This is a genomic window from Methylobacterium sp. Leaf125 (assembly GCF_001423085.1).
GTDB lineage: Bacteria > Pseudomonadota > Alphaproteobacteria > Rhizobiales > Beijerinckiaceae > Methylobacterium.
Map to the genome: position 1 here is coordinate 556,066 of NZ_LMNU01000012.1, position 23,133 is coordinate 579,198.

Here is a 23,133-nt window from a genome sequence, read left to right on the forward strand (position 1 = left end):
CTTCTTAGCCTATCCGCACGCAATAGGGTGGCAAAGCGTGGGGGAAGACCGAAGTTCCGGCTCCCAGGCCCGGCCGGGATCGCGGAACCGCCGGAGCACGAAACTTGCAGGCCACCACGAGACATCCCCGTCCTGGCCGTCCGCCGGCGCGCGGACGGGGCCGTCGCCGGGTGACCTTCCGGGTCCCCGCGCGCAAGGGCATCGCTTGCGGGTCTCCGTTGGCGTATGTCTCTGGTGAAGCTTTCTCCGGAGCACCGCAGGGTGGTGCCCCGTCCCTCCGCCGCCGGCGCGTGCCGATTTGCCCGCCCGGCGCCCTGTCCAGTCACAGCGGGAGCCCCCGTGTCGATCAAAGCCGCCCTGCACCACGTCACCCACTACACCTACGATCGGCCGATCACGCTGGGGCCTCAGGTCATCCGCCTGCGCCCGGCACCGCATACGCGGACCGCCGTCCCGGCCTATTCGCTGAAGGTTCTGCCCGAGAACCACTTCATCAACTGGCAGCAGGATCCGAACGGCAACTGGCTCGCCCGGCTGGTCTTTCCGGAGAAGACCACCGAGCTGAAGATCGAGGTCGACCTCACCGCCGACATGTCGGTGATCAATCCGTTCGACTTCTTCGTCGAGGATTATGCCCAGACCCGCGGCTTCACCTACGCGGACGACCTCACGGCCGAGCTCAAGCCCTACCTCGTCCTCGACGACGCCATGGCGCCGGAGGTGGACGCCTTCCTGGAGCACCTGCCGGCCGAGCAGAACACGGTTCTGTTCCTCGTCGCCCTGAACGCCCAGGTGGCGCAGGCGATCACCTACGGCGTCCGCATGGAGCCCGGCGTCCAGACCGCCGCCGAGACCCTGACCCTGAAGAGCGGCTCCTGCCGCGACTCGGCCTGGCTGATGGTGCAGATCCTGCGCCGCCTCGGCATGGCGGCCCGCTTCGTCTCCGGCTACCTGATCCAGCTCATCCCCGACACCACCGCGGTTGACGGGCCGGCCGGCACCACCACGGATTTCACCGACCTCCACGCCTGGGCCGAGGTCTATCTGCCCGGCGCCGGCTGGATCGGCCTCGACGCCACCTCCGGCCTCCTCTGCGGCGAGGGCCACATCCCGCTGGCAGCAACCCCGCACTACGGCTCCGCGGCGCCGATCTCCGGCCTGGCCGAGCCGGCGGGCGTCGAGTTCGGCTTCGAGATGACGGTGACCCGCGTGGCCGAGGCGCCCCGCATCACCAAGCCGTTCTCCGAAGAGGTCTGGTCGGCGATGGACGCCCTCGGCGACCGCATCGACGCCGACCTCGCCGAGCAGGATGTGCGCTTGACCATGGGCGGAGAGCCGACCTTCGTCTCCATCGACGACTTCGAATCGCCCGAGTGGAATGCCGCTGCCGTCGGCCCGACCAAGCGCGGCCTCGCCGACAAGCTGATCCGCCGCCTGCGGGATCGCTTCGCCGCCGGCGGCATGCTGCATTACGGCCAGGGCAAGTGGTATCCCGGCGAGAGCCTGCCGCGCTGGGCCTTCGCCCTGTACTGGCGCCGGGACGGCGTTCCGGTCTGGAAGGATGCCGGCCTGATCGCCCCCGAGGACGGCCCGCGCGACGCCAACATCCACAGGGCCAAGGCCCTCATCGACGGCGTCGCCAAGCGCCTGGGCCTCGGGGCCTACGTCTTCCCGGCCTTCGAAGACCCGGTCTATTGGTCCGACAAGCGCGACGAGCTGCCCCCCAACGTCACGACGGCGGAGCCGCACTATCCGAACCCGGAAACCAATGCCCGCATGGCGCGGGTCTTCGCGCGTGGTCTCGGCGAGGCCGCGGGCTACGCCTTGCCGCTGGCGAGCCTGCCCACCGGCAAGGAGAGCGATTCCGACCGGCTCTGGATCTCGGAGCCCTGGGAGTTCCGCCGCGGCCACGCCTTCCTGACGCCGGGCGACTCGCCCGTGGGCTACCGCCTGCCCCTGTCCTCGCTGCCGTTCGTGCCGCCGGAGCACTACCCCTACTACCAGCCGCAGGACACGCTGGAGGCCCGCGATCCGCTCCCCGAGGGTCATCCCGGCACCAAGACCGTCAACGGCTCCGGCGTGATGGGCGTCGCCGTGCGCACCGCCTTCGCGGTGGAGCCGCGCGACGGCATCCTGCACGTCTTCATGCCGCCGCTGCAGCGGGTGGACGAGTACCTGGAGCTCCTGGGTCATCTCGAGGCGACGGCCGCCGAGCTGAAGCAGCCGCTCCACATCGAAGGCTACGAGCCGCCCTTCGATCCGCGCCTCAACGTCATCAAGGTCACGCCCGATCCCGGCGTGATCGAGGTCAACGTGCATCCCGCCGCGGGCTGGCGCGACGCCGTGCGGATCACGACGGACCTCTACGAGGATGCCCGGCAGATCCGCCTCGGCGCGCAGAAGTTCATGACCGACGGTCGCCACACCGGTACCGGCGGCGGCAACCACGTGGTGCTGGGCGGTGCGACCCCCGACGACTCGCCGTTCCTGCGGCGGCCCGACCTCCTGAAAAGCCTGGTGCTGTACTGGCAGCGCCACCCGGCGATGTCCTACCTGTTCTCCGGCCTCTATATCGGCCCGACGAGCCAGGCGCCGCGCATGGACGAGGCGCGCCACGACGGACTCTACGAGCTCGAGATCGCGATGGCGCAGGTGCCCAGGCCTGAGGAGCCCAACATCCCGCGCTGGCTCGTGGACCGCATCTTCCGCAACATCCTCGTGGACGTCACGGGCAACACCCATCGCTCCGAGATCTGCATCGACAAGCTCTATTCGCCGGACGGACCGACCGGCCGCCTCGGGCTCCTCGAGTTTCGTTCGTTCGAGATGCCGCCGGATCCGCGCATGAGCCTGGCGCAGCAACTGCTGCTGCGGGCGATCGTCGCCTGGCTCTGGCGCGAACCGCAGGAGGGCGGCTGTGTCCGCTGGGGCACGGGCCTGCACGATCGATTCATGCTGCCCCACTTCCTGTGGGCCGACTTCCTCGGCGTGCTGGAAGACCTTCGGGCAGCCGGCTACGACTTCGACCCGGCGGCCTTCGTGGCGCAGCGCGAGTTCCGCTTCCCGGTCTTCGGGACGGTGGAGCAGGGCGGCGTGAAGCTGGAGCTCCGCCAGGCCCTCGAACCCTGGCACGTGCTGGGCGAGGAGGGCGCGATCGGGGGAACGGTGCGGTACGTGGACTCGTCGGTGGAGCGGCTGCAGGTGAAGGTCGAGGGCTACGTGCCCGGCCGGCACATCATCGCCTGCAACGGCCGGCGCCTGCCCATGACCGGCACCGGGACCGCCGGCGAGGCGGTGGCGGGCCTGCGCTTCAAGGCCTGGCAGCCGGCCTCGTCGATGCACCCGACGATTCCGGCGAACTCGCCGCTCACCCTCGATATCCTCGACGCCTGGAGCGGCCGGTCGCTGGGCGGCTGCCGCTACCATGTCAGCCACCCGGGCGGACGCAACTACGAGACCTTCCCGGTGAACACCTACGAGGCGGAGGGGCGTCGCCTCGCGCGCTTCCAGGCCCACGGCCACACGCCGGGCAAGATCGCGATGCCACCCGAGGAAACCAACCGCGAGTTCCCGATGACGCTCGATCTCCGGACTCCCGCACCCCCGGGCTTCACGTCCCCATGAGCGCAGCGGCCGCAGCGGAGAGTCAGGGACGGGCCGAGCGCCTCGCGCGCTGGACCTCCGCATACCGGCCGCACCAGGGCGTTCCCGACGAGCTGATGGACGCGGACGGACGCCCGAAGGGAGCCTGGCCGCGGTTCCTCGACCAGCTCGGCGGCATGGACGAGGTCGAGATCGGCGCCCGCTTCATCTCGGCGGTCCGGCGCATCCGCGACACCGGAATCTCCTACCGGATCTACGGCGACAAGCGCGAGCATGCCTGGCCGCTGGGCTCGCTCCCGCTCGTCTTGGAGCAGGCGGACTGGGAGACACTGAGCGCCGGCATCGTCGAGCGTGCCGAACTCATGGAGACGATCCTCGCCGACCTCTACGGGCCGGAGCGCCTCGTGGCCGAAGGCCTGCTGCCGGCCGCGGTGGTGGCGGGCAGCCCGGAATTCATGCGTCCCCTGGTCGGCGTCACGCCGCCCGGCGGCCGCTTCCTCAAGCTCTATGCCGCCGACGTGACCCGCGGACCCGACGGGCGCTGGCGGGTGCTGGCCGACCGGACGCAATCGCCCTCCGGGCCCGGCTACGCCCTGGAAAACCGGCTCGTCCTCACCCGCGCCTTCCCGGACCTTCACGCCGACCTGCAGGTCGAGCGGCTGGCCTCGTTCTTCCAGGCTTTTCGCGATGGTCTCGCGGTGGGTGCGCAGCGCAGCGATCCGCGCATCTGCCTGCTGACCTCGGGCGTCTTCAGCTCGACCTACGTCGAGCAGGCCGCGCTCGCCCGCTACCTCGGGCTGCTCCTGGTGGAGGGCGACGACCTCGTGATGCAGGACGGGGCCCTGCACATCCGCACGGTCTCCGGCCTCAAGCGGGCGGACGTGCTCTGGCGGCGCATCGACTCCGATTACCTCGACCCCCTGGAGCTCAACCCGGCCTCGCGCCTCGGCGTCCCGGGTCTGGTGGAAGCCCTGCGCAACGGCAACCTCGTGGTCGGCAACATGCCGGGCTCCGGCATCCTCGAATCCGGCGCGCTAGCGGCCTACCTGCCCGGCATCGCGCGGCACTTCCTCGGGCGTAGCCTCAAACTCGACGGGCCGAAGACCTGGTGGTGCGGCGATCCGCAGGCCCTGGCCGGGATCCGCGACAGCCTCGACGGCCTGAGCCTGCGCCCGGTGGCGACGCCGCCGAAAGGGGCTGTGCGCGACGCGATCCTGGCCCCGCACGCTCTCGATGCCGCGCGTGATCGCCTCGGTGCGGCCCTGCGCGACCGGCCCTTCGACTACGTCGCCCAGGAGACGATGCCCCTCGCCACCATGCCGGGCTGGGAATCCACCGGCGGCTCCCTGCGCCTGGTGCCGCGTCCCTTCGTGCTGCGGGTCTTCGCGGCAGCGACGCCGGAGGGCTGGCGCGTGATGCCGGGCGGCTTCTGCCGCATCTCGGAGCGGCCCGACGTCGAGCCTCTGGAGATGCGCGCCGGCATCAAGTCGGCCGATGTCTGGATCCTGTCGCGCGATCCGGTGGAGGCGGTCTCCCTGATCCAGACCGGGCCGGCGCGGGTGCGCCGGATCGCCGGTCACCTGCCGTCGCGGGCCGCCGACAACCTGTTCTGGTTCGGGCGCTACGTCGAGCGGGCCGAGGCGGTGATCCGTCTCGTCCTGGCGCATCTCGGCAATGTCGGGTCCGGGGTGATCGCCGACCGGGCGGGCGACGCGAAGGCGCCCACCGCGCTGCGGATCCGGGCGCTCCTCGACGAGTGGGGGGCGATCGCGGCGCCCGACCTGCCCACCGCCGCCCTGGCCCAGCAGGCCCTCGGCGGCCAAGAGACTTACGGCTCGGCCCTGCGCCACAGCCTGTCCGCGCGGATCAATGCCGCGACCCTGCGCGAGCGTCTCTCCGGCGAGGCCTGGCGGGCGCTCGCGGACCTGAAGGAGGTCCTGGAGATCGAGGCCGGGCGGGCCCTGCCGGAGGCGCACCTCCTTGGCCTCGCCGAGCGCGCCCTCAGCCACATCGCGGCGCTTTCGGGTCTCGCCCAGGAGAACATGAACCGCACCACCGGCTGGCACTTCGTCGATCTCGGTCGCCGGATCGAGCGCGCCATCAACACCCTGACCTTCGCCACCCGCTTCGCCGGGGACGGTGCCACCGCCGAGGACCTCGGCGTGATGCTGTCCCTGTGCGATTCGCACGTCTCGTTCGGCGCGCGCTATCTTCAGGGGGTGGCCCTCGACCCCGTGCGCGACATGGTGCTGCTCGATCCGTTCAATCCACGCTCGGTCGCCTTCCAGCTGGAGGCGATCACCCGGCATCTCGGCCAGCTTCCCGTTCTGCGTGCAGACGGATTGCCCGAGCCGCACCAGCGCATCGCCGCCAGGCTCGCGGCCGAGTTCGCCACCGGCGAGGCGGCGGAGTTCGACGGCGCCGCGCTGATGCGCCTGGAGAACGAGGTCGAGGGCCTGGCCGACGCCGTGGCCACCCGCTACTTCCCCAACGGGCCGCATGCCCTGCGGCCGGAAAAGCTCGTGGGGCTCGCGTGATCTATACGCTGCGCCACCTCACCACCTACCGCTATGCCCGCCCCGTGCGCTTCGCCCGCTGCACCCTGCGCCTGCGCCCGCGCGACGGGGAGGGTCAGACGGTGTTGGAGAGCAGCCTCACGATCACGCCCGATCCGCGGACCCGCATCGTCCGGCGCGACTATTTCGGCCTCGACGCCACTGCGGTCACGATCGACGCGCCCCACACCGAGTTGCGGGTCGAGGCCCTGTCGCGGGTCCGGGTCGAGCGCGATCCGCTACCGGCGCCGGAATCCGGCCCCCCTTGGGAGCAGGTGCGCGACGAGGCGGTGAACGGGCGCGGCCTCAGTCCGGAGCGGCCGGTTCACTTCCAGTTTCCGAGCCTGCGGGTGCCGCTGGTGCCGGAGGTGACGGATTATGCCCGGGCGAGCTTTCCCCCGGGCCGGAGCGCCTTTGGCGGTGCCTTCGACCTGATGCAGCGCATCCGGGCGGACTTCACCTTCGACGCCAAGGCCACCACCGTGCACACGCCCCTCGCCGAGGCCTTCGCGCTCCGGGCCGGCGTCTGCCAGGACTTCACCCACATCATGATCGCGGCCCTGCGCGGCCTCGGCCTGCCGGCCGCCTATGTCAGCGGCTACCTCCGGACGATCCCGCCCGTCGGGCGCCCGCGCCTGCGCGGCGCCGATGCGAGCCATGCCTGGGTCTCGGTCTGGTGCGGGGACGGCTGGATCGGCCTGGATCCCACCAACGGCATCGGCATGTGCGACGATCACATCGTCGTGGCCCGCGGCCGCGACTACACCGACGTCTCCCCCATCGACGGCATCGTGTCTTCCTCGGGCCCGCAGAAGCTCAAGGTCGAGGTGGACGTGGTGCCGGACGGCGAGCCGATGCCCGAGCCTGCGGCCCCGCTCCAGGCCACCCCGGCCTGACCGGTCGCACCGGATTTCGAACGCGGTCCTAGGCGGATCGGGCCGTGAACAGGCGGAAGGCTTCCAGGGTCTCGGCGCTGACGTGATGCTCGATGCCCTCGGCGTCGCGGCGGGCGATCTCGGGGCTCACCCCGAGCGCGCAGAGGAACTGCTCGACGATCCGGTGGCGCTCGCGGCTCTGCACGGCCAGGGCCTGCCCGGCTTCCGTGAGGAAAACGCCCCGATAGGGACGCTGCTGCACGAGGCCGTCCTCGGCGAGGCGCTTGAGCATTTTAGCGACCGTCGGCTGGGCCACGCCGAGGCGCGCGGCGATATCCACTTGCCGCGCCTCGCCGCCATCGCCGATCAGGTCGGCGATGAGCTCCACGTAATCCTCCACGAGTTCCAGCCGGCGGGCCTCGCGGGCCTGCCGGAAGCTCTCCACGTGGACGTCGGGATCGACCAGGGAGGTGTCGGGCGCGGAGGACGTCGAATCCTGCATGTGGCCGGCGAACTCCCCCGAACGATGGTGCCCCCGAATGGGGGCCCAAGCCGGTTTGTACCGAAGCCGCGCCCCGGATGGGAGCCCCCGGGGTCCGAAAGCCGCCTCAACCGCGCAGGTGGGCCACAAAATCCCGCGTGAACCGGGGCAGATCGGCCAGCGAGCGCAGGCAGATCGTGAGGTCGCGGAGGGCCCAGGCATCCTCCAGGGGCACGATCGCGAGGGCCATGGTGCGGGCGGCCCGGGCCGCGGTGGTCTCGGGCACGATGCCGAGCCCGACATTGCAGGCGACCAGCCGGCAGATCGCGTCGAAGCTGCGCAATTGCACGCGGAGGCGCATCGGCGGCCGGCCTGTGCGCGCGGCCTTGTCGGCGAGGAAGCGGGTGAGGGCGCTGGTCCGGTCCAGGCCGACCAGGGGATGCTCGATCACCTCCGCGAAGGCGACGGAGGCCCGCGCCGCCAGGGGGTGCCCGGTGGCCGCCACCATGACGAAGCGGTCCTGCCGGAACGGATAGGTCTCCAGGGCGCCGGTATCGACGGTGCCGGCGACGATGCCGAGATCGGCCGAGCCTTCGGCCACCAGCCCGACGATCTCGTCCGAGGTCCGCTCCTCGATGTCGACGCTGACGCCGGTCTGGCGGGCCAGGAAGGCACTCAGGACCTCGGGCAGGAATTCGGTGAGGGCATTGGTGTTCGAGACGAGGCGGATCTGCCCGACCGTACCGCCCGAGAAGGCGGCGAGGTCCTCCTGCATCCGCTCGATCCGGTCGAGGAGCCCACGGGCATGGGCGAGGAGCGACCGCCCCGCGGGCGTCGGCACGACGCCCTGGCGCCCCCGCGTCAGCAGGGCGGCCCCGAGGGTTTCCTCCATGGCGCGGATGCGCACGGAGGCGGCGGCGAGGGCGAGGTTGGCGCGCGCCGCGCCGTGGGTGATCGAGCCCGCCTCCACCACGTGCCGGAACAGCGAGAGATCGACCAGATCGAAGCGCATCATCGGCTGTGCGGCTCCCTCCGCATGGTGATCCTCGTCGGAGCGTCAGGACTTCCTTAACCCTGTGCGCGCATCGTGCCCGCATGGTGGTCCGTCGTCGCGTCCGTGCTGTTCTGATGCCCCTCGGCCTCTACGCCGTGTCGGGCCTCGTCGTGGGCTTCTTCGTGCATCAGGCCGAGAGCGGCAACCGCGGCCTCGAGGCCAAGCGCGCCCTGAAGGTCCAGGCCCGGGCGCTCAACCAGGAGCTCAACGCCGCCAAGGCGGACCGGGCGATCTGGGAACACCGGGTGGCCCTCCTGCGCAGCGACCAGATCGATCGCGATCTGCTGGAGGAGCGCGCCCGCGTCATGCTCGGCCGTGTCCACGCCAACGACGTGGTGATCATCGATCCCTGAGCGGTCGCGGAACCGCGAAACCTTTCGCCTGCGCAGGCGCTTCGTCGCTGACAACTTCCCGCTTCTGTCGGGTCGGCGGCCTCGCTTTCACTCAGGGCGTGCCCTAGAACCCCGGGTGAACAGATGGTCCCGGGGAGTTGCCGATGGATGCCGCGAAGGATGCAGGCCAAGCCGCCTCCGACACAAGCCGGGCGGAGGCTCAGCGATCCGGGGGGGCGATGCCCACGGGCGCGGCCGCGACCCACGCGCCGGCCCCGAACGCGCCGCAGTTCACCCGTGAGGAAGACCTCCACGCCTATCACGAGATGCTGCTGATCCGGCGCTTCGAGGAGAAGGCCGGCCAGCTCTACGGCATGGGCCTGATCGGCGGCTTCTGCCACCTCTATATCGGCCAGGAAGCCGTCGTCATCGGCATGCAGATGGCCTCGGTCGACGGCGACCAGGTGATCACCGGTTACCGCGACCACGGCCACATGCTCGCCTGCGGCATGGATCCGAAGGGCGTGATGGCCGAGCTCACCGGTCGCCGCGGCGGCTACAGCCGCGGCAAGGGCGGCTCAATGCACATGTTCTCCCGCGAGAAGCAGTTCTTCGGCGGGCACGGCATCGTCGGCGCCCAGGTCAGCCTCGGCACCGGCCTGGCCTTCGCCGACGCCTACAAGAAGAACGGCAATGTCAGCCTGACTTACATGGGTGACGGCGCGGCCAACCAGGGCCAGGTCTACGAGAGCTTCAACATGGCGCAGCTGTGGAAGCTGCCCGTGGTCTACGTGATCGAGAACAATCGCTACGCCATGGGCACCTCGGTAGCCCGCGCCTCCGCGCAGACCGACTTCTCCAAACGGGGCATCTCCTTCGGCATTCCCGGCGAGCAGGTGGACGGCATGGACGTCCGCACCGTGCGGGAGGCCGCGACCCGGGCGATCGAGCACGCCCGCTCGGGCGAGGGCCCCTACATCCTCGAGATGCAGACCTACCGCTACCGCGGCCACTCGATGTCCGATCCGGCCAAGTACCGGACGAAGGACGAGGTCTCGAAGATGCGCGAGGAGCACGATCCGATCGAGATGGTGCGCAAGCGCCTGATCGAGATGCACGGGGTGCCCGAGGCCGAGCTCAAGGCCACAGACGCCAAGGTGCGCGAGACCGTGAACGAATCCGCCGAGTTCGCGACGCACGATCCGGAGCCGGATCCCGCCGAGCTGTGGACCGATATCCTGCTGGAAGCCCGCGCCTGACCCCTCTCCTGTGCCGGAGACGGGGGCCGCACGCCGCGCCCGCGGCCGCGTCCCTGCCTTCGAAGGGCTGACCGCCTCATCCTCGATCGACGAGTATTTCATGGCGACCGACATCCTGATGCCCGCCCTCTCCCCGACCATGGAAGAGGGCAAGCTCTCGAAGTGGCTGAAGAAGGCGGGTGATCCGGTCAAATCCGGCGACTTGCTGGCCGAGATCGAGACCGACAAGGCGACCATGGAGGTCGAGGCCATCGACGAGGGCGTGCTCGCGAAGATCCTCGTCGAGGAGGGCACCGAGGGCGTGAAGGTCAACACGCCGATCGCCATCATCGCCGCCGAGGGCGAGGACGTTTCGGCCGCCTCCGCAGGTGGCGGCGCTCCGAAGCCCGAGGCTTCCGCTCAGCCCGCTCCGGCGCCCGACATGCAAGCCGAAGGCCAGGCCGACACGCCGGCCCCCAGCGCCAAGACCGGCGACGACGCCCCGAAGGCCCCGGCCGCCCCCGCGACCATCACCAACAAGGCGCCCGCGCCCGTGATGGCGGAATTCCCCGAGGGCACCGAGATGGTCTCCACGACCGTCCGGGAAGCCCTGCGCGATGCCATGGCCGAGGAGATGCGCAAGGACGACGCCGTCTTCGTGATGGGTGAGGAGGTCGCCGAATACCAGGGGGCCTACAAGATCACGCAAGGGCTGCTGCAGGAGTTCGGCGCCCGCCGGGTGGTCGACACCCCGATCACCGAGCACGGCTTCGCCGGCATCGGCGTCGGCGCCGCCTTCACGGGCCTGCGCCCCATCGTCGAGTTCATGACCTTCAACTTCGCCATGCAGGCGATCGACCACATCATCAACTCGGCGGCCAAGACCCTCTACATGTCCGGCGGCCAGCTCGGCTGCCCGATCGTGTTCCGCGGTCCCAACGGCGCGGCCGCCCGCGTCGGTGCCCAGCACAGCCACGACTACTCGGCCTGGTACTCCAACGTGCCCGGCCTGAAGGTCATCGCGCCCTACACCGCATCGGATGCCAAGGGCCTGCTCAAGGCGGCCATCCGCGACCCCAACCCGATCATCTTCCTCGAGAACGAGATCCTCTACGGCCAGACCTTCCCGGTGCCGAAGCTCGACGACTTCGTGCTGCCCATCGGCAAGGCACGGATCCACCGCCCCGGCACCGACGTGACCATCGTGTCGTTCTCCATCGGCATGACCTACGCCCTGAAGGCAGCGCAGGCGCTGGCCGAGGAGGGCATCGAGGCCGAGGTGATCGATCTCCGGACTTTGCGCCCGATGGACACCGACACGGTGGTGGAATCGGTGAAGAAGACCGGCCGTTGCGTCACCGTGGAGGAAGGCTTCCCGCAATCGGGCATCGGCGCCGAGATCTCGGCCCGCCTGATGGTCGATGCCTTCGACTACCTCGACGCCCCCGTCCTGCGCGTCACCGGGAAGGACGTGCCGATGCCCTACGCCGCCAATCTCGAGAAGCTGGCGCTTCCCAACGTCGCCGAGGTGATCGAGGCCGTGAAGGCGGTCTGCTACCGCTGAGGGCCGCGCGCGTTCACCTCCCACTCTTCCCGGCCCGGGGAGAGATCGGAGACGAGATGATGACCGACAAATTCGAAGAACTGTCCGCCCCACCGGATGCCATCGAGAACGGTGGCATCGAGGTCCTTCGCGCCAGCGTCGTCGACGGGGCCGTGAGCATCGCCCTGCGGCGCTCCTTCGACGACGCGGCCACCTGGGGCCGCCTCCTCGCCGACCTCGCCCGCCAGGCGGCGCGGGTCTACGCGCTGGAGACCGAGATGTCGGAGGAAGACGCCTTCGCGCGCATCCGCGCCGGCTTCGAAGCCGAGAGCCTCGACCCCGACGCGCCGATTCTGAACTGACCGCCGCTCCCCCGATACCGCCCGCTGACGATCAGGATTTTTCCCCATGCCGATCAACGTCCTGATGCCCGCCCTGTCGCCCACGATGGAGAAGGGCAACCTCGCCAAGTGGCTGAAGAAGGAGGGGGACGCGGTGAAATCCGGCGACGTGCTCGCCGAAATCGAGACCGACAAGGCGACCATGGAGGTCGAGGCCATCGACGAGGGCGTGCTCGCCAAGATCCTGGTGGCCGAGGGCACCGCCGACGTGCCGGTGAACGACCTCATCGCCATCATCGCGGCGGACGGCGAGGACCCGGCCAGCGTCCAGGCCCCCGGCGGCGGTGCGGCGCCGAAGGCGGAAGCGCCTCAGGCCGAGGCCAAGCCCGCGGCAGCCGCCGAGAATGCCACGCCCGGCGGCGGAACGATGTCCTACGCCCGCGTCAACGAGGCGCCCGACGGTGCGACGCCCGCGGAAGGCACGCGTGCGAGCGCGAGCACCGGCGCCGCGCCCTCGGCCGAGGGCGGACGCGTCTTCGCCTCGCCGCTGGCCCGCCGCATCGCCAAGCAGGAGGGAGTCGATCTCGCGGCGGTGACGGGCTCCGGTCCCCGCGGCCGGGTGATCGAGCGCGATGTCCGCGCGGCGCTGGCAGACGGCACCGGCAAGGCTGCCTCAGCCCCTGCGGCGAAGCCCGCCGAGGCCCCGCAGGCGGCGCCCGCCCAGGCCGCACCGACTCCGGCCAAGGCGGCGGCACCCGCCGGCCTCACCGCGGACCAGGTGCGCGGCTTCTATCCGAAGGGGACCTTCGAGGAGGTGCCCCTCGACGGCATGCGCAAGACCATCGCCAAGCGCCTGACCGAGGCGATGCAGGTGGCACCGCACTTCTACCTCACGGTGGATTGCGAACTCGACGCGCTGATGGCCCTGCGTGAGCAGCTCAACAAGAGCGCGGGCACGACCAAGGACGGCAAGCCGCTGTTCAAGCTCTCCGTGAACGACTTCGTCATCAAGGCGATGGGCCTCGCCCTGATGCGGGTGCCGACGGCCAATGCCGTCTGGGCCGAGGATCGGATCCTGCGCTTCGACAACGCCGAGGTCGGCGTGGCGGTGGCCATCGACGGTGGCCTGTACACGCCCGTGATCCGCCGGGCCGACCAGAAGACGCTCTCCACCATCTCCAACGAGATGAAGGACTTCGCCGCGCGGGCGCGGGCCAAGAAGTTGAAGCCCGAGGAATACCAGGGGGGCGTCACGTCGGTCTCGAACCTCGGCATGTTCGGCATCAAGCACTTCACGGCGGTGATCAACCCGCCCCAATCCTCGATCCTCGCCGTGGGCGCCGGCGAGAAGCGCATCGTGGTGCGCGACGGCGCTCCGGCCGTCGCTCAGGTGATGACCACCACCCTGTCCTGCGACCACCGCGTCCTCGACGGGGCGCTGGGCGCCGAGCTGATCTCGGCCTTCAAGGCGCTGATCGAGAACCCCATGGGGATGCTGGTCTGACCGGAGCGCGTTGACCCGTTCCCGAGCCCGGCAAGTCCCCACACCCGGCCCCTCCCCAGATCCGGGAGGGCAGCAGGAGCCCTCACATGGCCGACACCTATGACATCCTCATCATCGGCGCCGGCCCCGGGGGCTATGTGGCGGCGATCCGGGCGGCGCAGCTCGGCTTCAAGACCGCCGTGGTGGACCGCGAACATCTCGGTGGCATCTGCCTGAACTGGGGCTGCATCCCCACCAAGGCGCTGCTGCGCTCGGCCGAGATCTACCACTACATGCAGCACGCCTCCGATTACGGCCTGTCGGCCGAGAAGGTCGGCTTCGACACGGCCGCCATCGTCAAGCGCTCGCGCGGGGTCTCGACCCGGCTGAACGGCGGCGTCGGCATGCTGCTGAAGAAGAACAAGGTCGACGTGATCTGGGGCGAGGCGACCATCACGGCGGCCGCCAAGGGCAACCGGCCGGGCGAGGTGACCGTGACGGAAACCGCCCGCGCGCCAGCCCCGAAGGGCGCCCTGGCGGCGGGATCCTACTCCGCCAAGCACATCATCGTCGCCACGGGCGCGCGGCCCCGCGCGATCCCGGGCATCGAGCCCGACAAGAAGCAGATCTGGACCTACTACGAGGCCATGGTGCCGGAGACGATGCCCAAGAGCCTCCTCGTCATGGGCTCGGGCGCCATCGGCATCGAGTTCGCCTCGTTCTACCGCACCATGGGCGCCGAGGTCACGGTGATCGAGCTCCTGCCGCAGATCCTGCCCGTGGAGGATGCTGAGATCGCCGGCCTCGCCCGCAAGCGCTTCGAGAAGCAGGGCATCAAGATCCTCACCGGCGCCAAGGTGACGAAGGTGGAGAAATCGACCGACGCCGTCACGGCGACGATCGAGACGGGGGACGGCAAGACCCAGCAGCTGACGGCGGAGAAGCTGATCTCCGCGGTGGGCGTCGTCGGCAACATCGAGGGCATCGGCCTCGACAAGCTCGGCGTCACCATCGAACGCGGCATCGTGGTCACCGACGGCCTCGGCCGCACCAACGTGCCGGGCGTCTACGCCATCGGGGACGTCGCCGGCCCGCCCATGCTCGCCCACAAGGCCGAGCACGAGGGCGTGCTCTGCGTGGAGACGATCAAGGGCCTGCACACCCACGCCATGGACAAGGCCAAGATCCCCGGCTGCACCTACTGCCAGCCGCAGATCGCCTCCGTGGGCCTCACCGAGGCCAAGGCCAAGGAACTGGGCTTTGCCGTGAAGGTCGGCCGCTTCCCCTTCGCGGGCAACGGCAAGGCCATCGCCCTAGGCGAGCCGGACGGCCTCGTGAAGACCGTGTTCGACGCCAAGACCGGCCAGCTCCTTGGCGCCCACATGGTCGGCGCCGAAGTCACCGAGCTGATCCAGGGCTACGTCGTCGCCATGAACCTGGAGACCACCGAGGAAGACCTGATGCACACGGTCTTCCCGCACCCGACGCTCAGCGAGATGATGCACGAGAGCGTGCTGGATGCGTACGGGAAGGTGATCCACACCTGATCAGAAAAACATCGACATATCATGGCCTTAGGGGTGCCGACGCTAGCGTAAGTCGGTGCTTCGGGCAATGATTGAAATGGCTGTTTGTTGGTCGTTTCCGGCCGTCACTGTGACTGACGCGTGACAAGCTTCCGAGACGGCCGAAGCCAGCCTTATACCGGCCGTCTCAATAACCCGCTTCCTAGATGGCGGTTATGTTCCGCTGAGAGAGAGAAAAGCCCACTTCTATGAAAACCGAGGCTGGGCGTCGGCCGGATACGCATGGTTCCACAACGTTTCAGACGCTTCTTTTGAGGTCGGTCTGAATGTATCGCACAAGATTTCGACGGGTATCTAGCAAGCGTCCAACATTCTCTACCCAATTTCCTATATCGTCTTGATTAGAGAAGCTCTGAACTTGCTTATTGAAGTTGATCACAGCACTTTGATAATCAGTAATTCGCTTTCTTTGAACGCCGCCGAGGAATGTATTCAAACTCTCGGCTTCTTGAACTTGCTGCGATAAAACCGATCTAAACTTCTCTTTCGAATCCGATAATTCCTGACGGGCATTGAGTGCCTTCAGGAACGTGCTGATAGCTTCGACTATCTCGCTTCCACTCGAATCAAACTTGTTGACACGATCAACCATTATCTGACGATCTTGAGATGCGGACTGATACTGGAAAGTGACATAGGCTGTGTAGAGGCTCGTTCCGGTAGCAATGAGACTACCTACCAACGCGACCGCCAAGGCACTTTGTATGTGTCTACCGAGAAAGTTCAGCATCAGCTTAGTCCAAATCCCGTGGCCGGGGCCGCGCACTCGGCTTAAGTCCTCGGCGTCGAGAAGACCGGGCAGCGTCGCAGATAGCCAGTGACTTGTCCAGTGGTAGCATGTCGAACACTCGTTTAGTCGCTTCAGTCACCCAAGCCGTGCAGTTAGGATCAGCGTTTGGAGAAGTGTTGATTAGAACCAAATTCTCTATTTCCTGAGCGATAGCTTTCGAATTATCATGCTTAGACAATTCAATATAGCTACTCGCAAGCACGGATATAACAATGGAGACCATTGTTCCGCTTATATATCGTGTGAAACCCTTAGAATGAATATCTGACTCTTGGTTACAACTATACTCGATGGGAGTATCGGAAAGTAGGATGTTGGCTAGATTGTCAACGGAGAGTCCGTCTTCGCCACGATCCATTGATGCGCAAGCAGCGGCAGCAAGACGCGAGAGGTTGCTCAGAAATGCCGAGTCTGAGTCGAGGAACTCGTCTTCATTGTAGACGGTGGAAACATGCCGATCCCTGTATATGAATGAACCATACGCGAGGGAGAATACCTCGGTGAAGAGACTTTGCTCAATTAATGTAAAAGCGTGCTGGTTCCTCAGTGATGTGGAAAGCTTAGTTGATATGGTATTCTCGGGATATGTTCCCAGCCATTCAATTCGACGTCCAGGCAGTATAGCCTCTCCATACCTTTCCGGAGATCGAGCATTGATTACGCGTCTGTTACCTAATCTACCGATGAAAACCTGACTCATATAGATCGGCTCTGGAAGTATAACCAAATCCCCTTCCGTAGCTTCTTCATGTAAATTAATTAGCGCCTGACGAGTTCTGCCCCGCGATTGCGAATTGATTGCGTTTGCGAACTGCTCAAGTCTCAATTGAGGTATATCCTCAGAGCCGTTCTCTTGAATGTATTGCCTCACCTGTTGAGACAAGGAAATTCTGGCCGCAACGTCCTCAACTTCAGATATTGGACCTCTTGGGTAAGGGAAGCCTGGGAGGTCAAGGAAAACGAGACCTTGATCTCTATAGTCTTCCAAGAACCTATAACTTTGTCCCGGAAACATTCTCCAGACCCTTCGATCTTCGGAAATGGTAGGGACATTGATGTCTATTGTAAGCATAGCACCTACACTGAAACGTAATCACCCTGATACTATCGCGAAACGTCGGAAGGTTCGGCCGAAAGACGACTAAACCTGTGGTATTGCCGCATTCCACGCATTTCGTCTGAGTTTAAGCAATTGATAGGGTATTGCAATCAATCAATGGGATTCGGCACGGTTAGATTGTGTGTAACCATTGCAGCGAACGGAGCCATCCTGATAGGAAACTTGTCATGGTTTTGGAGAGCAGGCCCATACCATACCGGCTCCCGCTGGTTCAGTTAAGCGACCTTGACGAACCTTAATGAACCAGCGATATGTGAACCATCCTAACTGAACTGGATGGTTCGCATGTTCGTTCGCGGATATCTAAGGGCTAGCACAAGCGAGCAAGACGCCCATCGTGCGCGAGAGTCGCTTGAAGCGTTCGCGAACGACCACGGCCTGCAGGTCGCCGCTTGGTATGTTGAGAACGAAAGCGGAGCATCCCTGGCCCGTCCCGAACTGTTCCGCCTTCTTAGAGACGCACAGCCAGGGGACGTGCTCCTATGCGAACAAGTGGATCGTCTATCTCGCCTCTCCACGTCCGATTGGGAACGCTTGAAGGCCCAGATTGCTGCCCGTCAAATAAGGGTCGTTGCGCTTGACCTTCCTACCTCGTGGATCATGGCGACGACGCACGCGGATGATTTCACGGCACGGATGTTCCAGGCCATCAATTCGATGATGCTTGATATGCTCGCCGCGGTAGCTCGAAAAGATTACGAAGACAGACGTCGGCGGCAGGCACAGGGCCAAGCGAAGGCAAAGGCCGAAGGACGCTATAAGGGGCGGGCCGAGAACGTTGCACGGAATGCTAGCATCGCCACCATGCTCGCCAAGGGTCTCTCTTGGTCTCAGATTGAAGACGCGGTTGGGTGCAGTCGTGCGACCATTGCCAAGATTGCCAAGCGTGCAGCTTAACGGTCGCAAACCTACTCCAACATGGTGAGAAACATGCCTTCCAAGTTGGTAGAGGCTCTGATGCGGTTCAATCGCAAAGAGCGGTTCTGGTTGCTCTCTGATGCCTTAGGCTCTCCGTTCCTCAATCTAGACCCCGATTTCCTTAGAAGGGTTTCGGATGAACTAGGAATCGAGATTCCGAAGGAGCCTTGGTGGGCGTTTGACTACCACCTTGATTGGCTTCACGCGGTGCTTTCATCTGCTCCAACATTCGATTTATCGCAACATCAATCGCCGCGCCCTAATAATCCTCGTTACATCAAGGGCACGCAGGAGGATATCGATCTGTTGATTGCCTTCGATCAAACGGTAATTCTTGTAGAGGCAAAGCTAGACACATCGTGGAGCAACAAGCAAATGAGCCGCAAGGCGGAAAGGTTCAGAAACCTTCCTGTGGACCACGTCCAAATGCACCTATTGCTCACGTCCCCAGCAAAGACCGCGCGTTTAGGTTGCTCAGATTGGCCAGCTTGGGCACGCAAGGACAGTGTGCCCACAACGCCAAACCACATAGCATTGACGAACGGACACGCTATTCAATCTGCGTTAATGGTGAGCCGGTGCGACTCGAACGGGAAAAAGAGCCGCGTCGGCGAGTATTGGAGCATCTTCGAAGCCTGAAGCTGACAGCGACAGACCCATGCTCAGTGATGCTGTGGGCGGTAAAAATCACCGTCCGCATTATTCACGCCGTATGACACATCGTAGAACCTAACATCTTGCCTTTCCGCGTCGGCGCTAAACACGTCATACGCCACCTTCAGTGCTTGATTCACTACATCAGCATTGTGGAAATGGTTGCACGATCCACTCGACGATAGTGTTTCGATGGCGTCTTCGAACATCCGAATGCGCCTCTGGTCTATCTGCCGTAATGCCGAACAATCTAATGAGATCACACGGCGATAACATACCTCCGACGCCAAGAAGAGAAGGTGAAGCTTATCGACTGTAGAATCGCTTTTGGAGAAGTCTTGTTTACGATCGAGATTTCCGGCGGCCTGATTAATCTGGAACATGTTTGCCTTTGGATTGATGGTTGATTGTTAAAGAATCCTCCAAAACGCGCCAAGGCTTTCCAGCACAGGCAAAGAAAATCCTGAGCTGGTGAGGCAGATGAAGGATTTGAAGGATATTTTTCAGAGACCCGCCTTGAAGCGCATTTACTAGACTTCAGAAGAGGGAGCGCTTGATGATCGACGGGGAAAAGATCGCGTGGCGTGTCGAACGACAATCTTAAGACCAACTTAGATGAAAGTGATCTCTATGTCAAGAACTATTAGCGTTTAAGTAGCCATATCACTGGATCATCAAGCTGCGATACCAAGGTAACGCTTCCGAGTTGCGATAAGGTCAGCGACTTGTCTTCTTCGATCTTCCGGTGAGCTGGCAGAACGTGCCGCTTGATACAAAAGATCGGTCCAAACGTTATCAGGAATGCGTAGCCGACAGAGCTTGGAGTAGAGTTCCAGCATCCCATCACAACCATTGCCCGGCATGACACCGTAGCGATACCAATCGCTCAACGCGTCACTGATACCGGCGTCTTGAACGGAAGTCAGGGTCGATGAGTCATGCAACAAAGTCGAATAGGATGGCGGGGCACGATCATTTTCTTCTTCAACAAACGGTAGTGCTCGTATCCATCCATTCACATCGAGCGGAGAACGATCAGGGCCGGTGAATTCCTTGATGAAGCTACTACCCCTTGAGTCATCCTTCGCTTGGCATGGAAGGTGGAAGTGGGAATAGGGACCGCGCTTGCTCATATCGATGCCGTGAAACATGACGCTTTCGCGCGGCTTCGCCGTTCCCCTTGGTCTCTGAACGTATCCCTCATCTTCGATCCGAGCAATCAACGCATCGATAATCGCCTTGTATTCGCTGATCGTCGTGGGTCTTGTGGTGTCGAAGTATGCACGGTAACGAAGGTCACCCGGCCTGTTGCTATAAGTGTTGTAGAGAACGATCTTCAGTTCAGGGAAGATGTCTGCGAACTGAAGCGGCTTGATGTCGGTGCCGTCGAGGTCGAGCATTATTCCCGAGGCGAACATCGTGTTTCTCTTACCTTTGCTTGTCTCAGGAACGATGGTTGGATTAAAGAACGCGGGTGAGATGAGCGGAATGTCGTGCTTCTTCTCGTATTCGGCCTTAGCTTGTCGCTTGAGAAATCGGACGAACTCATTTGGTTTCATCACTAATCCATGGGGTTTCATGTCCCACAGATTCGCGAATAGAGAACTTCGAAACAAGGCGACGATTTCTCTTTTATCTATTATGGAATTAACGACGTCGCTATTCGCATCAAGGAAAGGCACGTCTTGAAATACGTTATCGGCGATCTGATCTTCGAACTCATTCGCCTGTCGATCTCTGTTCCGCTTGTCCCTGTTACCCTTCGCCTTCCGCGCATTTCCGTCTGCGTATCTCTTCGGACGACCTGACTTACCAGCCTCAGGCTGGTCGTTGAGCCCGAGCGAAACGATAGACGATCCACCCATTACATCAGATAACCATTGTGCCTGACGCTTAGTCGGAACCACCCAATTTCGTTCAATCGACAGATCACCATCCCGCATCGAAGTGCGGGACGCTGCCTGATAGATCGAGTGGCAGGCAAACCCAATAGACTGCATCTCTTTATCGATGCCGTATTGCCGACTAAGAAAATCCGATGCCTGAGACGTGTAGTTCAATGCCGGTATGATGATCGCGTTATCAAACTGCCTATAACAGTTAAGCCCGTTTGAGCGGCCTTCAATGGTTTTGCCTCCGGGCGTCTGAGACAGAACACTTGTGAACTTGACGTCATTGTTCTCAAGGCGAATGAAATCCTTACCGCTCACAGCTCCGATAGCGCGATGAACAAGAGAAGCGTAACTATCGGGATTTCTGTCTCTCAGAGATTTCGAGAAGTTACGTTCGTATCCGTAATGAATCGTGAGCTTGCTGTATCCCCGGTGAGACTGGAAGTTCAGCCTTCCCATCAATTCCCTATCTTCAACCCACTCCACACCTTCCCGCTTCCAAACGTGAAAGTGCAAGCTCTCATCGAACCTCGCCGATAAAACCGTTACACTTCCGAAACGCTGGACGGCCCGAGAGGTAAACACAGAGTAAGCATAAAGCTTCTTGCGCCTTCCACCCTTACTCAACAGCTTCCGGTATGCCGAGGTGATAGTGTAAGTGGTGTAATTATCGTTTAGGAGCCTACCAGCTATGCTTTTCAGTTCCGCGATAAGAAGGTCTTTATTACGATCTTCCGCAATACCACGCAGAAGAGACCTATCTGTAATTTCCAACGTCGAATAGAATGCTCCTGAGGAAATAGCCTTCAAACCATTCGTAACCACGCGATGGCTTTCATGAAGGTTCTTCTCTACAGGTTGATAAACATCTAGGGCTTCATCGATGAACACATCCCATTCCGGCCATTGTTTCGAAGGGTCAAGGTTCTGAAACGTGGCGTGCGTGATACAAGCTATCCGGCCACCAATCGCACAACGGTTATCAAGAACCTGTTCCACGTCAACGCGAACTGGCCCAGAACTATCATTTGCCGAAAACTGTGAGTGATAAAGCTCAAAAGTAACGCATGGATGAATAGGTGCGGCCCTTGCTTTGTATTCCTCTAATGCCGCAATCGAAGGGCCGACAAGGAGGGTCTTTCTCCCTTCGGCAAGTCTTCGCGCCGCTTCTTCGATCATGACCTCCGTCTTTCCACTAGCGGTAGGTCCCTTAACGTATTTGCAGATCATCTATTAGTTGACTCTAAATCTTGGCGTGCTTCCTCGTTCTAGGAGTTTTGGCATCGCATTTGGTCATAGCGATGCTCCCACAAACTACTAATGTAGTCGCGTCAGAATGTCTGATTATGTGGAGGCATCAACGAATAGGCAGGGATAGACACCCAATGCCCCGGCGCACGTCACACTTGATGACCGCCATTCCAAGCCTTCTACAGTCTTAGCGGTAAGATGTCAAGATAATTGCGCATGTCCAACGACGACGTGGGTAACGTTACCACTTTCGTCACCGGACATGCTTCCGTATGACAGACAAAGCCAATCATGTAGCCCTTGCACAAGCTCGCGGCGCCCTGACGATTTGCTCTACCGCTGGGTGATAATGCCGGTTCCGTCCTTCATCAGCAATCTGATGTGACCGCGGGACTTAACACTGCCATTCCCCGATGCGTAGGAAACCTTTTACAAGACAAGTCGGATAGCGGCTGGCATCCCTTACGGCGTCACCGTGGACGCCGTCAGAGAACCGTTACGCGGTTGTGCCCGATCCTCAACACGATAACGGTTTTGCGGCTTCTTCGGCAATCCGAGCGAGCTTCCTGCCAATGTCCTCGGGCCGGATGTGCGTGTATCTCATAAGCATCTTAGTGTCCCGATGCCCACTGATTACAGCAACTTCCGGTATCGTTAGACCCATCTCGAAGAATCTACTTATCGCTTCATGTCTCAGATCATGATACCTAAAGTCCGGCAGAGGTGCCCTCATCATCACCCGGCGCCAAGCCATCTTCACGGCATCTTCAGTGGTTGGGAACACGGAGGCGTCACCTGGGGCATCATCTAGCCGCTGTCCGTCGAGAAGCTCGGCAGCACGTTTCGTTAAGGGAATTGTCCGTGCGTGCCCGTTTTTGGCTCTGGGAATGTGTAGGGTCCGCTTCAGTGTGTCCACATCGCACCATCGGAGTCTCAAGACCTCTCCGCGCCTCATTGCCGTCTCGATAGCGAACTCGATCATTGAAAGGATGCAGGGGTTTCGGGACCGCCTACAGGCTTCCCTAAGCGTCTCCCACTCCCCGGACTCCAAGCGCCTTGTGCGACCGTCAGAGACCCTCGGCTTCTCCACCAGCGCAAAGGGATTCTCGGTGATCGGCAAGCCCCAAACGTTCCTGGCTACCTTGAAGGCGTGCTGATAGAGGCGAAGCTCACGGCACACAGTCGAGGGCTTCACGAACGACAAGCGTAGGTCTCTGTGATGGGCCACCTTTGCCACTGTGAGTGCACTGAGTGGCACCTTGGCTATCGCGTGCCTTAAGAGCACTCGAATCGCCATGCCTTCCCTGACGGCTCCGCGCTTCTTTGGTGTGACCTCATCACGATAGCGGGTCAGAAGGTCGCCAACAGTAGTGGTGTCGAGAACTTTCAATGCGACTGGAAGCCCTCGACGGTTCGC

Annotated in this window: 16 protein-coding genes; 11 read left to right on the plus strand and 5 right to left on the minus strand. The window is 63.4% G+C overall.

Going from position 1 to position 23,133, the window contains the following annotated elements; translation table 11 throughout:
- The first annotated feature begins 339 nt into the window (after window positions 1-339).
- The 3 genes from ASF58_RS13725 to ASF58_RS13735 are packed head-to-tail and all read left to right on the plus strand — an operon-like array spanning window position 340 to window position 7,054.
- The gene (locus ASF58_RS13725; RefSeq protein WP_055952996.1) at window positions 340-3,624 is read left to right on the plus strand and encodes a transglutaminase family protein; all 3,285 of its coding nucleotides are present in this window, start codon (window positions 340-342) and stop codon (window positions 3,622-3,624) included.
- Window positions 3,621-6,140: a circularly permuted type 2 ATP-grasp protein gene (locus ASF58_RS13730; RefSeq protein ID WP_055952999.1), complete on the plus strand. Its 2,520-nt coding sequence runs from the start codon at window positions 3,621-3,623 to the stop codon at window positions 6,138-6,140. The genes ASF58_RS13725 and ASF58_RS13730 overlap by 4 nt, the downstream gene beginning before the upstream one ends.
- Window positions 6,137-7,054, plus strand: coding sequence for a transglutaminase family protein (locus ASF58_RS13735; RefSeq protein ID WP_055953001.1), 918 nt, complete (start codon window positions 6,137-6,139; stop codon window positions 7,052-7,054). The genes ASF58_RS13730 and ASF58_RS13735 overlap by 4 nt, the downstream gene beginning before the upstream one ends.
- 28 nt (window positions 7,055-7,082) lie before the next feature.
- On the opposite strand, the gene mntR is transcribed toward ASF58_RS13735, so the two are convergent.
- Together mntR and ASF58_RS13745 are read right to left on the minus strand one after the other, a co-directional pair.
- On the minus strand, window positions 7,083-7,535 hold the full coding sequence (gene mntR, locus ASF58_RS13740; protein ID WP_055953004.1) for a manganese-binding transcriptional regulator MntR: 453 nt from the start codon (window positions 7,533-7,535) through the stop codon (window positions 7,083-7,085).
- A gap of 106 nt (window positions 7,536-7,641) precedes the next feature.
- Window positions 7,642-8,529, minus strand: a complete 888-nt coding sequence (locus tag ASF58_RS13745) for a LysR substrate-binding domain-containing protein (RefSeq protein WP_244477316.1) — start codon at window positions 8,527-8,529, stop codon at window positions 7,642-7,644.
- An 80-nt stretch (window positions 8,530-8,609) separates the two neighbouring features.
- On the opposite strand from ASF58_RS13745, the gene ASF58_RS13750 reads away from it, so the two are divergent.
- The 6 genes from ASF58_RS13750 to lpdA all read left to right on the plus strand — a co-directional run bounded on the left by ASF58_RS13750 (window position 8,610) and on the right by lpdA (window position 15,052).
- Window positions 8,610-8,921 carry a septum formation initiator family protein gene (locus tag ASF58_RS13750; RefSeq protein WP_055953008.1) on the plus strand — a complete coding sequence of 104 codons (312 nt, stop codon included), beginning with the start codon at window positions 8,610-8,612 and terminating at the stop codon, window positions 8,919-8,921.
- A 143-nt stretch (window positions 8,922-9,064) separates the two neighbouring features.
- The gene (pdhA, locus tag ASF58_RS13755; RefSeq protein WP_082513052.1) at window positions 9,065-10,159 is read left to right on the plus strand and encodes a pyruvate dehydrogenase (acetyl-transferring) E1 component subunit alpha; all 1,095 of its coding nucleotides are present in this window, start codon (window positions 9,065-9,067) and stop codon (window positions 10,157-10,159) included.
- A gap of 100 nt (window positions 10,160-10,259) precedes the next feature.
- Window positions 10,260-11,702 carry a pyruvate dehydrogenase complex E1 component subunit beta gene (locus ASF58_RS13760; protein WP_055953795.1) on the plus strand — a complete coding sequence of 481 codons (1,443 nt, stop codon included), beginning with the start codon at window positions 10,260-10,262 and terminating at the stop codon, window positions 11,700-11,702.
- 59 nt (window positions 11,703-11,761) lie between these two features.
- Window positions 11,762-12,043, plus strand: coding sequence for a DUF5076 domain-containing protein (locus ASF58_RS13765; protein ID WP_055953798.1), 282 nt, complete (start codon window positions 11,762-11,764; stop codon window positions 12,041-12,043).
- A 46-nt stretch (window positions 12,044-12,089) separates the two neighbouring features.
- Complete coding sequence (locus ASF58_RS13770) at window positions 12,090-13,526, plus strand: pyruvate dehydrogenase complex dihydrolipoamide acetyltransferase (protein WP_055953013.1); 1,437 nt, start codon at window positions 12,090-12,092, stop codon at window positions 13,524-13,526.
- A gap of 86 nt (window positions 13,527-13,612) precedes the next feature.
- A complete protein-coding gene (lpdA, locus tag ASF58_RS13775) occupies window positions 13,613-15,052 on the plus strand; it encodes a dihydrolipoyl dehydrogenase (RefSeq protein WP_055953017.1) in 1,440 nt (479 codons plus the stop codon).
- A gap of 277 nt (window positions 15,053-15,329) precedes the next feature.
- On the opposite strand, the gene ASF58_RS25850 is transcribed toward lpdA, so the two are convergent.
- Window positions 15,330-15,821 carry a hypothetical protein gene (locus ASF58_RS25850; protein WP_156375670.1) on the minus strand — a complete coding sequence of 164 codons (492 nt, stop codon included), beginning with the start codon at window positions 15,819-15,821 and terminating at the stop codon, window positions 15,330-15,332.
- A 1,465-nt stretch (window positions 15,822-17,286) separates the two neighbouring features.
- On the opposite strand from ASF58_RS25850, the gene ASF58_RS13780 reads away from it, so the two are divergent.
- Together ASF58_RS13780 and ASF58_RS25855 are read left to right on the plus strand one after the other, a co-directional pair.
- Entirely contained in the window at window positions 17,287-17,898 is a 612-nt protein-coding gene (locus tag ASF58_RS13780) for a recombinase family protein (protein ID WP_055953020.1), read from the plus strand.
- 33 nt (window positions 17,899-17,931) lie between these two features.
- Window positions 17,932-18,558, plus strand: coding sequence for a hypothetical protein (locus tag ASF58_RS25855; RefSeq protein WP_156375671.1), 627 nt, complete (start codon window positions 17,932-17,934; stop codon window positions 18,556-18,558).
- Between the two features lie 689 nt (window positions 18,559-19,247).
- Here ASF58_RS25855 and ASF58_RS25860 read toward each other — a convergent pair.
- Both ASF58_RS25860 and ASF58_RS24995 read right to left on the minus strand, forming a co-directional pair.
- Window positions 19,248-21,644 (minus strand): hypothetical protein, encoded by a 2,397-nt coding sequence (locus ASF58_RS25860; protein WP_156375672.1) that lies wholly within the window; start codon window positions 21,642-21,644, stop codon window positions 19,248-19,250.
- A 589-nt stretch (window positions 21,645-22,233) separates the two neighbouring features.
- Window positions 22,234-23,106, minus strand: coding sequence for a site-specific integrase (locus tag ASF58_RS24995; RefSeq protein ID WP_244477317.1), 873 nt, complete (start codon window positions 23,104-23,106; stop codon window positions 22,234-22,236).
- Window positions 23,107-23,133 lie beyond the last annotated feature (27 nt).

What these genes read in the sequence shown, in the direction of transcription:
- ASF58_RS13730 (WP_055952999.1), top strand. Translation starts at nt 3,621, where the DNA reads ATGAGCGCAGCGGCCGCAGCGGAGAGTCAGGGACGGGCCGAGCGCCTC.
- mntR (WP_055953004.1), bottom strand. Translation starts at nt 7,535, where the DNA reads ATGCAGGATTCGACGTCCTCCGCGCCCGACACCTCCCTGGTCGATCCC.
- ASF58_RS13745 (WP_244477316.1), bottom strand. Translation starts at nt 8,529, where the DNA reads ATGATGCGCTTCGATCTGGTCGATCTCTCGCTGTTCCGGCACGTGGTG.
- ASF58_RS13750 (WP_055953008.1), top strand. Translation starts at nt 8,610, where the DNA reads ATGGTGGTCCGTCGTCGCGTCCGTGCTGTTCTGATGCCCCTCGGCCTC.
- pdhA (WP_082513052.1), top strand. Translation starts at nt 9,065, where the DNA reads ATGGATGCCGCGAAGGATGCAGGCCAAGCCGCCTCCGACACAAGCCGG.
- ASF58_RS13760 (WP_055953795.1), top strand. Translation starts at nt 10,260, where the DNA reads ATGGCGACCGACATCCTGATGCCCGCCCTCTCCCCGACCATGGAAGAG.
- ASF58_RS13765 (WP_055953798.1), top strand. Translation starts at nt 11,762, where the DNA reads ATGACCGACAAATTCGAAGAACTGTCCGCCCCACCGGATGCCATCGAG.
- ASF58_RS13770 (WP_055953013.1), top strand. Translation starts at nt 12,090, where the DNA reads ATGCCGATCAACGTCCTGATGCCCGCCCTGTCGCCCACGATGGAGAAG.
- lpdA (WP_055953017.1), top strand. Translation starts at nt 13,613, where the DNA reads ATGGCCGACACCTATGACATCCTCATCATCGGCGCCGGCCCCGGGGGC.
- ASF58_RS25850 (WP_156375670.1), bottom strand. Translation starts at nt 15,821, where the DNA reads ATGCTGAACTTTCTCGGTAGACACATACAAAGTGCCTTGGCGGTCGCG.
- ASF58_RS13780 (WP_055953020.1), top strand. Translation starts at nt 17,287, where the DNA reads ATGTTCGTTCGCGGATATCTAAGGGCTAGCACAAGCGAGCAAGACGCC.
- ASF58_RS25855 (WP_156375671.1), top strand. Translation starts at nt 17,932, where the DNA reads ATGCCTTCCAAGTTGGTAGAGGCTCTGATGCGGTTCAATCGCAAAGAG.
- ASF58_RS25860 (WP_156375672.1), bottom strand. Translation starts at nt 21,644, where the DNA reads ATGATCGAAGAAGCGGCGCGAAGACTTGCCGAAGGGAGAAAGACCCTC.